Origin of the sequence: Paenibacillus sp. IHBB 3054 (assembly GCF_051594305.1) — a bacterium.
Classification (GTDB): domain Bacteria; phylum Bacillota; class Bacilli; order Paenibacillales; family Paenibacillaceae; genus Paenibacillus_AQ.
This window is the reverse complement of the sequence record NZ_JBOFBG010000058.1, coordinates 16,665-30,492: the sequence shown is the minus strand read 5'-3', so window position 1 is coordinate 30,492 and position 13,828 is coordinate 16,665. Positions and strand designations below refer to the sequence as shown.

The 13,828-nt window shown below is 50.5% G+C and carries 12 protein-coding genes; 1 reads left to right on the top strand and 11 read right to left on the bottom strand.

Annotated features, from left to right (window positions below; genetic code table 11):
* Positions 1–27: 27 nt before the first annotated feature.
* From ACQ76X_RS33840 to ACQ76X_RS33795, 10 genes are all read right to left on the bottom strand, one after another.
* A complete protein-coding gene (locus tag ACQ76X_RS33840) occupies positions 28–546 on the bottom strand; it encodes a mismatch-specific DNA-glycosylase (protein WP_438498197.1) in 519 nt (172 codons plus the stop codon).
* Between the two features lie 34 nt (positions 547–580).
* On the bottom strand, positions 581–1,144 hold the full coding sequence (locus ACQ76X_RS33835; RefSeq protein WP_438498195.1) for an RNA 2'-phosphotransferase: 564 nt from the start codon (positions 1,142–1,144) through the stop codon (positions 581–583).
* 63 nt (positions 1,145–1,207) lie between these two features.
* Positions 1,208–3,823, bottom strand: coding sequence for a polynucleotide kinase-phosphatase (locus ACQ76X_RS33830; protein WP_438498194.1), 2,616 nt, complete (start codon positions 3,821–3,823; stop codon positions 1,208–1,210).
* The gene (locus tag ACQ76X_RS33825; RefSeq protein WP_438498192.1) at positions 3,820–5,280 is read right to left on the bottom strand and encodes a 3' terminal RNA ribose 2'-O-methyltransferase Hen1; all 1,461 of its coding nucleotides are present in this window, start codon (positions 5,278–5,280) and stop codon (positions 3,820–3,822) included. Before ACQ76X_RS33825 ends, ACQ76X_RS33830 begins: the two co-directional genes overlap by 4 nt.
* Before the next feature lie 15 nt (positions 5,281–5,295).
* Positions 5,296–6,123 carry a nucleotidyltransferase domain-containing protein gene (locus ACQ76X_RS33820; RefSeq protein ID WP_438498191.1) on the bottom strand — a complete coding sequence of 276 codons (828 nt, stop codon included), beginning with the start codon at positions 6,121–6,123 and terminating at the stop codon, positions 5,296–5,298.
* A 326-nt stretch (positions 6,124–6,449) separates the two neighbouring features.
* Complete coding sequence (locus ACQ76X_RS33815) at positions 6,450–8,540, bottom strand: DUF6449 domain-containing protein (RefSeq protein ID WP_438498190.1); 2,091 nt, start codon at positions 8,538–8,540, stop codon at positions 6,450–6,452.
* Positions 8,494–9,396 carry an ABC transporter ATP-binding protein gene (locus tag ACQ76X_RS33810; protein ID WP_038586402.1) on the bottom strand — a complete coding sequence of 301 codons (903 nt, stop codon included), beginning with the start codon at positions 9,394–9,396 and terminating at the stop codon, positions 8,494–8,496. Before ACQ76X_RS33810 ends, ACQ76X_RS33815 begins: the two co-directional genes overlap by 47 nt.
* On the bottom strand, positions 9,389–9,775 hold the full coding sequence (locus ACQ76X_RS33805) for a GntR family transcriptional regulator (protein ID WP_341090011.1): 387 nt from the start codon (positions 9,773–9,775) through the stop codon (positions 9,389–9,391). The genes ACQ76X_RS33810 and ACQ76X_RS33805 overlap by 8 nt, the downstream gene beginning before the upstream one ends.
* 196 nt (positions 9,776–9,971) lie before the next feature.
* Positions 9,972–10,439, bottom strand: a complete 468-nt coding sequence (locus ACQ76X_RS33800; protein WP_438498189.1) for a hypothetical protein — start codon at positions 10,437–10,439, stop codon at positions 9,972–9,974.
* Positions 10,436–11,647, bottom strand: a complete 1,212-nt coding sequence (locus tag ACQ76X_RS33795) for an MFS transporter (protein WP_438498188.1) — start codon at positions 11,645–11,647, stop codon at positions 10,436–10,438. The genes ACQ76X_RS33800 and ACQ76X_RS33795 overlap by 4 nt, the downstream gene beginning before the upstream one ends.
* A gap of 152 nt (positions 11,648–11,799) precedes the next feature.
* Here ACQ76X_RS33795 and ACQ76X_RS33790 point away from each other — a divergent pair, with 152 nt between their 5' ends.
* A complete protein-coding gene (locus ACQ76X_RS33790; RefSeq protein ID WP_438498187.1) occupies positions 11,800–12,417 on the top strand; it encodes a TetR/AcrR family transcriptional regulator in 618 nt (205 codons plus the stop codon).
* Between the two features lie 114 nt (positions 12,418–12,531).
* Here ACQ76X_RS33790 and ACQ76X_RS33785 read toward each other — a convergent pair whose 3' ends face one another.
* The gene (locus ACQ76X_RS33785; RefSeq protein WP_438498199.1) at positions 12,532–13,662 is read right to left on the bottom strand and encodes a polysaccharide deacetylase family protein; all 1,131 of its coding nucleotides are present in this window, start codon (positions 13,660–13,662) and stop codon (positions 12,532–12,534) included.
* Between the last annotated feature and the right edge of the window lie 166 nt (positions 13,663–13,828).

Here is a 13,828-nt window from a genome sequence, read left to right as displayed (position 1 = left end):
TATAGAATGCAGTTATCCAACTCTAAGTCAGTCATCCTTATGGGTGAAATCATATAGTCTCCGGTATATACCCACAATCTCCGGCATCGGCATCCGGACGAGGCCGCTCGACGACGGGGCTACGAACTCGCGCACGCCATCCACTACCAGTTCTATATGCTCCTGAAATCCCCAATCTGCTTTTGGTTTACGGCTGAATTCAGTGTAGACGCCCTTGCCTACAAAGCAGGCTACCTCCGGGCGGTAGAGCGCCAGCTTGGCACGAAGCAATTCCCGCCCCTCGGCATACTCCTCGCGGGTAATATCCTCGGCCCCGCGGGTCGGGCGGGCTACAATATTCGTGAAGCCGTAGCCGAGCTTCAGCAGTTCACCGTCCTCCGAGGCATCATAGAGGCGCGGCGTCAGCCCTGACTGCTCAAGAATCCGCCAGAAATTATTGCGCGGATTCGCATAATGATGCCCCAGCTCGCCCGAGCGGAGACTTGGATTGAATCCAATGAAGACGATCTGCAATCCGTGATCCAGGTGATCCGGCACCTCTTCCATATCACATTCCTCCTGTTGTGGAGACTTGTCGCTATTATTCTTCCGGTGCACTTAATGGCGCTATGCAGACAGGCGGAACCGGCTCAGCCAGCCATACCTCATTCCCGGCATAATAGAAGGTTACACCAGACTCTACAGCCTTAACCGTATCCACGGAGAGTAAAACAAGCTTGCCCCTGCGGCTTCCGGCCAAAGTTGCGAAATGCAACCCCTCCGATAAATGCACATATTGCCTGCCCATCGGCTGCAGCCCTTCTTTTACAATCGCCGGCAACGCATTCTGGTGAGTGCCATGATAGAGTACGGACGGCGGTGTTCCCGGTTCATAGGCAACTTTGGTGTGGCTGTGTCCGTATCTCGCTCTGATCCGGTCTCCCTCAATAGCAAACCGCTGCTTCTCACTGTTCGTGACCGTTTGGCGGATATCTTCTTCTGTAATATGAGACCACTTTGGGGCTGCGTTTATCACTGCGAGCAGTTCCTCCAACAGACAGGAACCATCCTCCGGATCAAGAATTAGTCCATACTGCTGCGGAGTATGCCGAAGCTGCTTGGTCATAAATTTGCTGAGCGAAACCTCAGCGCTATGGTTTAACATAAATTGCACCTCTTATAATCACTTTCGTAGAATCAATTTCGAATGGCATTCCATCCCTATAGCTTACAACCGCGGATCCACCGGCTCAGATTCCAGTGCCAAAGCAGCAAGCACACATTCATGAATCCGCTCCAGCGGCTCTTTGCGGATAAAACGTTCCACGGACTCGGCGCTAAGAGCACATTCCATCAGGGCGTGCCGCTCCTTCTTGCCAGTCTTGCGCAGTTTTAACCGTGTCAGATTGTCAGGCTGCAAATAATCGATGCCATATATGATATGCAGGTATTTGCGTCCCCGGACTTTGATCGCAGGCTGAATCATCGAGCTGCCATTTCGTGATATGAAAAGTTCCGGCTTGATTACGATCCCCTCATGACCATTCTCCGTCATCTCTTCCCACCAGGCGATAACCTCAGCTTCATCGGCTTCACTTGCGACAGTCCGGTATTCAGTCTCCATAAAGAGCGGAGAAACACCCGCAAGTTCGCGGTTCTTCTCCATATGCCAGAGATGACTATGATCAAAAAAACTCTGGCCGCTATGCGCCAGGGTATGAAAAGGAGCAATCCTGACTCCTTCCAGCCCGCTGACATCCCAGCAGTATTCTTGAAAAGCTTCACGGAACACGCGGGCATTCCGCAGCTTCTCGTCCATTTCCTGTACCCAGCCGGATACATCGCGCCCGTTACTCTCCGCTTCTCGCAGCTTCTCCGCAAGATGTCCGCGGTCCATTACGGCGGCTTCTGCGACATGCGCATACTGGGAAGCGATCAATTCACGAGCCTTCAGGTTCCATGGAATAATTTCGGCATCCAGCAGCAGCAGATCCGTATCATGGCGGACAAAATAATCCGCTTTCCGCAAATCGGCATTCAGCTTAGCCAGTACTTCGGACTCCGTTTCCTTGTCAAAGAATGCCCGGCCCGTCCGGGTATAAATCGTACCCAGTGTGGGACGTCCCACATAGGATACTGCTGCTTCCTTGTCACGAAACAGCATCAGGATAGCCCTGCTGCCCATGTGCTTTTTCTCGGCGATCATTGTTTCCACACCCTGTTTGCGATAATAGGCAAAAGCCTCACGCGGATGCTCCAGGTAAGATTCATCTGCGGATACTGCCGGAGCCGGACTCATGGTCGGAGGAATATAAACCAGGTCCTCCAGCGGAATCGTAAAATGGGAGACGGTATCAATGGCTGCTTTGACGAATTCACCGCGCACAGAAAGTTCACCATAGGCAGCTGTCATAACGGAGTACCCTTCCACAAACTTCCGCAGGTTAGGCGGAGAGAAACGGCCGCGTTCCCAGCGGATCAGCGGGCTGTCCGGGTCCTGGGCGTAATCTCTGTGCGCCTTGACCGCAACAAACTGCTGTTCAGGATACCGGTAAGCCGTCAATGAGCCGCCAAAGACTGCGCCTTGATCAATGTTGACCGTGTTCTTAACCAGAGTAGGGTAAGGTCTCGGATCATGCCCCCAGACAATTAGCTCACCGGAGTCATGCTGCACATACCATTCCTTGCGTACAGGAGTGCCCTTCCCCTCACTTCCTTCTGTATCACCGTAGCGGCAAAAGTCCTGAATCCGTTTCGACTGCCTGCCGATATACTCATCGCGGATTCCGGCATGGGCAACAACCACCCGCCGTATACCACCCCGTCCATACACCAGATGACTGGGAGCGGAGAGCAGGAACTGCTTCAACTCTTCTCTAAGTTTGCTAGCCGCAGCCTCACCCTCTGCCAGCGCATACTGCTCCAGCTCGGCGGCAAACTTCTCATCGCCATGGCTCAAGGTAACCTTGCGTCCCCCAAGATACCGGGCAATCTTCCAGCCGTGGTTGCTGTCGACCATACGCGAAATTCCGGCGTCGCTGTGCCGCTTCCAGAATCTCAGTGCATCCAGTGATTTGGGACCACGGCTCATTACATCGCCTACAGAGATTAGTTCTCTGCCTTCAGGATGGCGGTACAATCCGCTCTCATCAGCGATATAGCCCAGCTGATCAAGCAGTTCCAACAACTCATCGTAACAGCCGTGAATGTCGCCGATCACATCAATCCCTGCACCAATTTCAATCAGCAATTCATTCTGCTTGCGGACAAACTGCACACTTTCCGTTTCTTTCAACATATAAGTGAAATCAAAGCCTTCATCGCGCAGCCCTCTTAGCGAACGCTTGAATTGGCTGAATTGCGCCTTGACCCGCTGCCTGCCGCGCGGCAATTCACGTCCCTTATCCCGTTCAAGCAGGATCTGTTCCGGCAGATCGAGCACCCAGGCCGTACAAGGCAGATCATAATCTGCTGCCATCTCTATATATTTCTTACGGTATTCGGGCAGCAAATGTGTGGCATCCACCACCGTCAGCTTCCCCATCCGGCAGCGCATGGATATCATTGTGTTCATCGCTTCAAAGGCCAGTTTCGACAGCAATTGGTAATCGCCATACAGAATATCCGCTTCTTCACGGGGATGGCCCTTCCAATCAATAAAATCAATATCACCCACTAATGAGCGGTAATCGTCGGAAGAGACGATCTCTGTCTGCAACAATATGCCTTCTTGCACCAATCTGCGGAGCAGAGTCGTTTTGCCGCTGCCGGAAGGCCCCACCAGTACGACGATGCCTCCATGAGGAAACGGAATGACCCGCTGCCCTTCCTGTCTCTCTATCATTGTGATGTTTCCTCCTTCGTAAATATGGCCATCTGCGTCGGGCAACCGAAACCTTCCATGTATTCGCCTATCCCCTTCAGCTCCGCAGAGTAACCAAAGGCTGTCGTCCAGCGGGAACACCAGGCGGAAAATGCTTCTCTCCCCCATTCAAAACGGTGGTCGCCATGACGCATCTCTTCCCGCTCCATCTCGTAGACCTCGTTGTATTCCTTATTCGGGGTAGTTATAATCAGGGTCTTTGGACCATATTCGGCGAAAACAGTCTCCATCACCCGCGCCATCCGGTGCTCATCGATATGCTCAATTACCTCACAAAGAATCATTACATCCTTGTTCCGCAGCGACTCGTCGAAATAGAACAGGGATCCGGTTACCGGCTTAGGCACGATAGTTCCTTGCCTGCCTTCCAGCTTGGCGAACCGGTCCATGGCTCTCAACTGAGCTGTGGCAGAGGGCTCAACTGCTTTAATATCACGGACACCAGGCACGTTGGCGAGTATGGCAGAGAGCTTGCCTTCCCCCGAGCCGAAATCAACAATACTGGCTTTAGCTTGCAAAGCTTCAACGGTAGCGGCAATAGCTGCGTAACGCAAATCATTCAACCGGACTTTCGGCTCTTCTGGAGCCTCGGATTCGAAGGATTGATCAGGTAAAGCATTTGGTGCTTCCGTTGAACCTTTAACAGCAGCTTCCTTTGCATTTTCATCAACAGAAGCTCCGCCGGAATTCTGAGTGCGGCCCTCCAGCGCCTCGAACTGTTTAATTACCCCTGCGAAACGCAGCGTCCGTTTCAGAATCAGCGCTCGCTGAGGATGATCCTGAAGCCAGCCTTCGCCATAACGCCTGATTTTATCAACCTCATCCTCACTGATATAGTAATGCTTGTAATCATCCAATGCGGGAATGAGCACAAAAAGCTGCTGCAAGGCAGTCTGGAGTGTCTGAAATCCTTTTAGTTTAATATAACGGACAGAACTGCGGTTCTTGAGGTCAAAGGAATACTCTGCCTCTCCCCGCTCCAGCACCACTTCATAACCAAGCGCAGTGAACAACTCTTCAAGTGTACGGTCAGGCAAATTGGAGGCTACAGGTCCAAAAGAAAGCTCGAGTGCAAGGCGTTGGCCTACCCAGGGCAGATACGCTTCTTTCGGTTTGCCGTTCAATGCAGTACCCAGTGCGGGACGGATATAGGTGCAGAACAGACTGCTGGTTACAAATTCACGGTCATTGATATATTGCGTGATGTCGTTGTGTGCGGAGGAAGAACCCTTCACCAGCTCAATTGGGTCGGGTGTTACATAGATGACCGCCTCCGTCTTTTCTTCGGAAGAGACTGTGAACACAATACGCACTCTGGCCTCTTTTTCAATCCGGTCATACAGATTATTCGGGTTTTTAGCGAGCAGATGAGAGAGCATTCCTGCTCCTGTTCCTGTCGCCTTGATGATTAAATGCATTAGGTTGATCTCTCCTTAGGTTTCGCTTTGATTTCCCCCGCTAGAAGTCCAGCGGCTGTCTTCTCCCCATACTTCCAGCAGCGCAGCCCGGAACAGTTCATCCAGGGCTGCATCCGCTACACCGCCCCCGCTTCCAAATTGCGAAGCCGCAAGCTCGAAATGCGCGATCTGCTGCTCCAGATAAACGTTAATGACTTCCAGACGCGGCTCCAGATCCAGCTCCTCACCAGACATTTTACGGTGTAGAAGCTCCAGTACAGCCTCTCTAAGCTCGGTTCCTTCAGGAATCAGATCCAGGGCCAGCACATTGAAATCCAGTGGCGGTACCTCCTGGTATTTCTCGATCCAGGCACACGCGAGCAGCGGACGGAGAACGTAGAAATATTTCTTAATTTTGACCTCGCTGCCTTGCAGATAGGTCCGGTAATTCCCCCGGGCCATGTTCAGATAATGATAGATACAGGATTTGGGCGAGAAGCTGAGCGGTGATAGCTTGCGTATACTGTCCGCCACCGTGTAATTTTGCTCATACCGGATGGGGGATTGCAGCCATTCCAGCAGCGGCGGATTGGATTTACGGAAGAGGGTCAGCCCTTTCTTCAGATCCCAGCCGTTAATATCGAGCAACTCGCTGATCGGCCGTTCAATCACATCCCGCTGCTCAAAGATCGAGAGATACGCCTCGGGGCGGCGCACATACAGAAAGCGGACGTCATAATCACTGTCCTTGGACGGAAACCCCCAAGCGCGGCTGCCCGACTCACAGGCATACAGGATGCGCACATTCTCTTCCGCCTCAATGCCACGCAGCTGGCTGAGGATCGATTGATAAATTTCAGACATTGTTCATTCTCCTTTCGGACGCTGCCGAAATACAAAAAAGCCATGGACTCCATCGTCCATGGCCGGGTACCATCCTATAGCAGAACCACAGTTAGAATATCCCGGCAACAGCCTTACAGGCTGCTGACCGGAAATAACTAAACGCTGCTAAGGCTGAACAGTAACCCAAGGCGGACAGATGATGAATGATAGACAGTAACATTATGCGAGTGTAGATTATTCCCTTGTTCAATCATCTGTCCAGACCTCCTGCCGTTCTTGTATTTTCCAAAAGCATAATCCACCCATCCAGTTTCTGTCAACCCGCTGAAGCTAAAACCAGAATCTTAAGGAAGCAGTGATTTTATAGCAGGCGTAAGGTCTTGTTTCCTCAGCGATATATAAGTCACTTCTCCGTACTTATACTTCATCTTTACTACATATTCGCCGGTTCTTCCGCTATAATAGCGTTCTTTTCCCAGAATATCGCCGATAATCTTCTTATCCTTGGTGACCGCCGCAAGACCTTCGCTGCGCGCCAGATCAAAATGCCGCTGGACAGTATTCCTGCTTGCCGCGCCAAGCTTGTCAGTATACACATCATTCCTGCTTGCCGCGTCAAGCTTGTCAGTATACACATCCTTTATAATTTCGGCGGATTCCACATCCCGTGCCTGGGTACGAATTTTATCCGCGTATCCCTTTTCGGCCAGCCAGCCTTCAAGCTCGTGATAGGAGGTTTTCCACTCATAGCGATAATAGAGCTGGTACCCCACTTCATCCGGCTTGCCTATTGCTTGAATAGAAGCCTTTGAAATCCTATTGTCCATCTGATCTTCATAGGACATGTTCAATATCTCCCGTTTCAGAATTCCCTTGAATTCTTTAACCTCTTGGGGATCGGAGATCGAAATCGCTTTATTTTTGTTTTTGTTGCTGATTCTCAGACTATCCACATTATCGTTCAGCCGGGAGAGCATATATTCGTTGCGCTTGAACTCCTTGTTCTCCATGATCGCCTTCAGCTCCGGTTCGAAGCCGGCTGATGGTATCCAGTAAGACCGCAGCATCTGCCGCCCATTCTTCAACTGGTAAGCAATGCTGAACTGCCTGCTGCCGATAGAACTGCCCATAGAGCGTTCCTCCTCTCCAGGACGCACAGTGACAAGTGCCTGATGCAGCTTGCGCACAGCCTCAATATAGCTTTTGTCTTCATTGAAAACTTCCTTCTCTTCATAGGGACGGCTCTGAACTCCCATCGGGCCTTGCTCTGGTTCGGTTAACGTCCAGAAATTGCTTCCGGTATACACTGCTGTGACCTTGTCCGCTGCCGGCACCCTGCTCTCATAGCCGGTAATTCCAGTGACCGGAACATAGAGCAGGAGTCCCAGCAGTATGGCATAGGCAGCGAACTCGGCGAATACCCTGCGGGTCATGATCTGCCACGTCTTGCGAATAATCATTTCAGCTACAATATAGCCAATGAGTGCTCCGGCAATACAGCCGCCAATAAGCCAGCCTGTCTGCTGCGGCTTCACATTGCCAAAATAAGACACGGAAACCAGCATGGCACAGAACATTACCCCGGCTTTGAACAATGGATTGAAATAGGTAAAAGCAATTGCCTGCCCAGCCTTTTCGCTATGCCGTTTGCGGTAAAGCACAAAGGACAGCATAATGACTAAGAGAGTGATCACGAAATATATCCATTTCTCTCCTGTACTGAATTGATCGTATTCATTTTCGAGTTTCACAATCTGCAGAACCGGCGACCAATTGACCATTCTATACTCCTCATTATAACCGCCTGAATACCCGTACAAATACCTATTAAGATGCATGCTGGTCAGCATTAACAGCGCGGACGGAAGAACAAGCAGGATATAAACAACAACCCCCTGGAGAACAGTTTGGCCTGTACATATTCCGACGAAGGCAGTGAAAACGAACAGGAACAAGGTGAGGATGGTAACCGTCAGGCACCACTCCCAGACGTCCGCTCCTTGGTAAATGTACATATTGCCGTCCAGCGGTGCCACGATTGCGGCAACTGCGGCAGTCAGCCAGACCGGAAGAAGCAGAAGAATCAGGCCGCTACATGTATGGGCAGCAAGTAAATGCTCCCGGCGCAGCGGCAGGCTGTGCCACAGATCCGATGAAGGCTTAGACTGCAGAAAACGGAAGAGGAATAGGCCTGCTACCACTGGAAGCGTAGCGATAAAGACCACTTGCATATCACCACCGATACGGAACAAACCCTCGACTTTCTCAGGCTCCGCATTCGGATTGCCGTTCAAGAACATCTGGACTGGAAGAAAGAACATGAGACCTAGCATGTAGATAATCCCAATCCAGCCATGCTGGCGCAAGTTTTGGCGGATTACACTGCTGTTAAAGAAGAATCGGCTGCGCGTCATAACCGGCATCCCCCATTTCATATATAAAGATTTCCTCAAGTGTCAGCGGCAATAGGTCGAGTACATACGGATCGTACACCCGAAAAGCCTGCCCGATCCGCTCGCGGTCCCCTTTTACAATATAGAGATTAACGCTGCCACGCTGTTCCTGATGAAGAATCTGCAGCTTGGCTGTCAGTACCGATGCATGCCGTTCATCCCGGAACGCCACCTGCACTTTATGCGTGTCCGCTTTGAGATCGTCCAGATCCTTCTCCACCAGCATTTTGCCGCCGTGCATAATGCCGACATGATCGCATAAATCCTCAATTTCCCGCAGGTTATGTGAGGAAATGATGACGGTCATCCCCCGTTCGGCCACCTCCTGGAACAGCAGATTCTTGATCTGCCGCCGCATGACCGGGTCAAGCCCGTCAATCGGCTCATCCATGATAAGCACATCCGGCGAGCAGCTTAGGGCGAGCCAGAAGGAAGCCTGGCGCTGCATTCCCTTGGAGAACCGGCTGAGCTTGCGGCCTGTATCGAGCCGGAACATTTTCCCAAGCTCCTGAAAGTGCGCCTCATTCCACCCCGGATAAATAGAGCGGTAAAAGGCAGCCATGCTCTTGATCGATGCCTGCGGGAAGAAATAAGGGCTGTCCGGCATGAAAATGATCCTTTGCTTCACCTCGGGGTTTTCAAAGACCGGCTTCCCTTCAAACTTAACCGTACCCTCTTCCGGCCGGTAAATACCGGCGAGCGTCTTCAGCAGTGTTGTTTTACCCGCACCGTTCGATCCGAGCAGTCCGTAAATGGCTCCTTTATGTACAGTCAGCGAAATGCCGTCAACTGCTTTTTCTCCCTGAAAAATTTTGCTGACGCCGCGAATTTCAATCATGTTTCTCCCCCTCTCTCTGATCCAGCACCTGGCGGTACAGCGCACCTATCTCGCTTTCGGTAAATCCAAGGTAGACGGCTGACGCCATCAGGCGCAGCAGCTCATTCCGCACTTCCGCCCTTTTGCTCTCGTTCAGTCCCTGTTGAAGCGGAGCCACGAAACTCCCCTTGCCCTGCAAAGAATAGATGTAGCCTTCCCGCTCCAGCTCCCGGTAGGCTTTCTGAATCGTATTCGGATTTACGGTGAGCTGCGAGGATAAGATCCTCACCGAGGGAAGCTGTTCATCTGCCCGCAAAATACCATGCATAATCATTTCTTTGATCTTGCCGGTCAGCTGCTCGTAAATCGGCTTGCGGCTGCGGACATCCAATTCGAACATGACAGTTCTCCTTTCTGATGTTGTATCACTAACTGTGTCTAGGTGTATTAACTGTACTACTATTATTAGTACAGTTTGACCTACATGTCAACCTCAAAACAAATTAAATTAGGCCAACCAAAAATTACCGGCTGACCTAATTTTATAAAGTCCCAAGGGTCTTTCTTCTATATATGCACGATATGCACGGAGATCACTATTGCTGCGGCAAAGTAAGTTCCCCGCGAACCCCGGCCCCCTTCCGTTTCCGGCGTTTGTCGCTGAACAGCGCGAATACAATACCCGGAAGCATAATGAGGCTGGCTAACACGTAAGTTCTGCTGTATGCCTGTTCAGCTTCATGCTTCATGTCTTCTCCTGCACGCGTCAGGACGAGCTCCATCTCCTGGGTTTGCCGGCTCCGGTCAGCGGCAAATGCCTCCTGATCCGAAGGGGCAAGCCGGGCAGCAGCATGCTCTGCCTCCTTCAATACCTTCCCGGAGGTTTCAGCCGGTGAGCTTTCCACATTGGCCAATGAACCCGCCGCATCAGCAATCACTGTTTTGAGAAAGGGCTGGAGCACAGCATCTTTCTCCACAGCCTTCACCGTACGGACGGAAGCCGCTTGCAGCCCGTCGCTGGTATTTTGCTGCAGCACAGTAACGATAATAGCTACCCCGATCACCCCCCCAGTGACTTTGCCATATTCGTAATCCCCGATGAGATTCCCACCTTCTCCTCAGGCACGTTGCGTACGGCTGAAGACATCACCGGTGCCATGGTGAACCCGGTGCCGACACCGGCCACAACCAGACGGATCAATACTTCCGGAAGCGTTGAGTCGGCATGCAGTCCGCTTAATGAATACATCGCTCCGGCCATCATAATCATTCCAACCGCCCCAAACAGCTGACTGCCGTATTTATTGGACAATGGCCCGGAAAGGGCTGAGCTGACGATCGAGCCCACCGCGAGCATGGAAAGTACAAGTCCGGCCCGCAGTTCGGTCATCCCCATCATCCGGGTCAGGAAGAAAGAGGTCAGCAGAGAGATATTCATCAGCCCCGCACCAACAAAAAGCATAGTCAACGTTGCACCGTTGAACGGGGGAATTCTCAGCAGCGATAACGGAAGCATCGGCTCCTTCCCTTTCGACTGTGTGAGGAAAAAGAAGACGAGAAACAGAACCCCTGCAGTCAGCAGCAGCAGCGTCACCCGGGAGCTCCAGCCATAGTCTTGGACTTTAATCAGCGCATAGGTAATAAAAAACATCGCCCCGGTTATCCCCAATGTTCCGCCATAATCAATGGATCGGCCTGCGGTCTCATCTCTGGATTCCTGTATAAACAGACAGGTAAGCACCACGCTCAGCACCCCCAGCGGCACATTGACAAAAAAGATCCATTGCCAGTTCAGATTTTGCGTAATAATCCCGCCAAGTGCCGGCCCGCTCGCAGCCGCAACGCCTGAAACGGCCCCCCATATGCCGATGATCAAGCCATGCATCTCCTTTGGAAAGGTTGTGGTTGTCAGCGGAATAGTAACCGGAACAATGATGGCCCCCGCAAGTCCCTGAAGGACTCTTAATCCAATGAGCATCCCAAGTGATGTTGCAAAGCCCGCGAGCAGCGAGGTCACAGTAAACAGCACCACACCGGTGATAAATATTTTCTTCCGTCCGAATTGGTCGGCCAGTCTTGAAGCTGTGAGAATGAATACGGCAAACGCCAGATTATAACCATTCATCACCCAAGAAATTTGCGATACGCTGCCGCCAAATTGTCTCGTCATTTCAGGCAAGGCAATATTAATAATCGTCGTATCCAGCAACGCCATGAAGAAACCCAGAACAATTGCCGTAAATGAAAAAGCCCTACGCATTCTGATGCTCAATTTCATCTCTCCTTATATGTGAACTTTAGTTCATGTTTGAATTATATGAACTATATTTCATGTTTGTCAATTACAAATTTGAACTTTGGTTCAACTTTTATTGACAGTCAAATACTGCTCCTCTACAATCGGTTATAAGGGGGGCTTTAACCATGAGTGAAATGGAAGACAAGACAAGAACACCGCGGCAGGACCGCAGCATCAAGACCAAGGAAGCCATCGTTCAAGCCGCCATGAGGCTTTTCTCGGAGAAGGGCTACCATCAGACCAATACGAAGCAGATTGCTGCTGCAGCGGGTGTATCCACCGGCAGCTTCTATTCCTATTTCATAGATAAACGGGCCGTATTTATCGACGTGCTTAAGAATTACAGTGAAGCGCTGCTGGCAAGGATAGAAGCCTACATGTCCGAGATTAACATTCAGAGCCCTGACAAGTATGAACTGCTGAGCCATCTGGTAGACAGCCTCATCCTCTCGCACGAGGTCTATACCGGATTCCACAAGGAACTGTCTATTATGTATCTCAGCGACGAGGGTATCAAAGAGCTGATGGACGCACAGTATGAGGTCGGACGTGTCCTAACGCTCCAGTATCTGCAAATGGGTAAGGATGAGCTTAAGATCACTGATTTGGAAGCCGCTGCCTTCCTTGTATTTGAATCCATCAGTGCCATTGTGGATGTCATCGTCTTTTCTTCTCATCGTATTGGAACGGACAGAATAAAGTCCGAGCTTGTCAAGATGCTTGTCGAGTATTTGTACGTATAACCACACCTCAAACAGACAGCGCAAAGAGGCGGCTTGAGCAGATCACCGATGATCTGTTCAAGCCGCCTCTATTGAAATATTATGCTATGCCTTGCCCTTGCCGAAGCGCGTCTGTCAGCGCTTATCCTTCCAGAAATTCAGCGGCTCCATATCCTTCGTAATAATCTCAAAGGTATAGCCTTCCTTCTTCAGTGTTTTGAGTACGTCCGGCAGCACTTTCAGTGTAGCTTTCTGGTCATGCATCAGGATAACAGGATTGCTGTTGGACTTTTGCAGTTTATGGACCTGTTCCATAACCGTATTATAGATCCTGGCGCTGTTCTCCTTGTATTTCCAGTCGTTTGAGTCCACATTCCAATCCCACAGATGGAACCCCTGGCTCAGCACTCTGTCCCTGAAGGATTTGGTGAAATAAGGTTTACTTCCGTATGGCGGACGGATCAGCGTTGTGCTGGAGCCGGTGATCTTCTTCAGCACTGCATTATCAGCTGACATTTCAGCAAGTGCTGCACCCGGAGAAGCATAAAACTTCTCTTTGCGGTGAGTCATGCCGTGGAGTGCGAGTCCGTGGCTTTCCTCTTCAATTCGTTTCACTGCCGATGGATACCGGTTCATATTGGGTCCAAGCATAAAAAAGGTCGCCTTCACCTCATATTTGCCCAGAATATCCAGCAGTTGCGAAGTCGTTGCCGACGGTCCGTCGTCAAAGGTAAGATACACTATCCTCCCTTGCTTGCCCGGGGTTTTCTCCGGAGCCGGTTCAGCGCTGACAATTGGCTTTAATTCGCTCTTGAATTGGCTTACGAACGCCGCATCATCCAAAGCCGCCGATGTATCCCGCACTCTTAGTAAATATTTATCCGGCTCAAAGGTTATCATATACCCAAGATAAGTACTTATCCGCAGCGGAACCATCAGCGATCCATTCTGCACAAAGGTACTTATTGGAACAATGGTATCATTCTGGAGTTTGGCGCCTCCGTCATCTTTAAGCAGTAAAAGGGATTTGCCGCCTCCGGCGATCTGAACCCCGTCCTGAAGCATGGAAATGTTCCACTTCAGCTTCTGCGCCAAAGCGCGTACTGGAACATAATAGTTACCTTTTACAGAAACAGCTTCTATTTCCGTCAGTGTGTCGTTCACACCAAGACGTAAAGAGGCATTCATTCCGGCTGCGATTGCCGTGTTCTGTAGAATACCAAAACATAAGAATAAAGACATGAATAACAGCATTGTTTTTTTCATTCGCACAAGCAGTAATCTCCTATCTATGTATATTTATCTATACTTTATCACACATAGATAGATTTGAATTTGAGAGATTGTAACCGCCCAAAGAATATCTTGTTACATTTTCACAGTGACAAAAGACATATTCTTAATATTTATCAAAAAATCGCAATAATCGTCG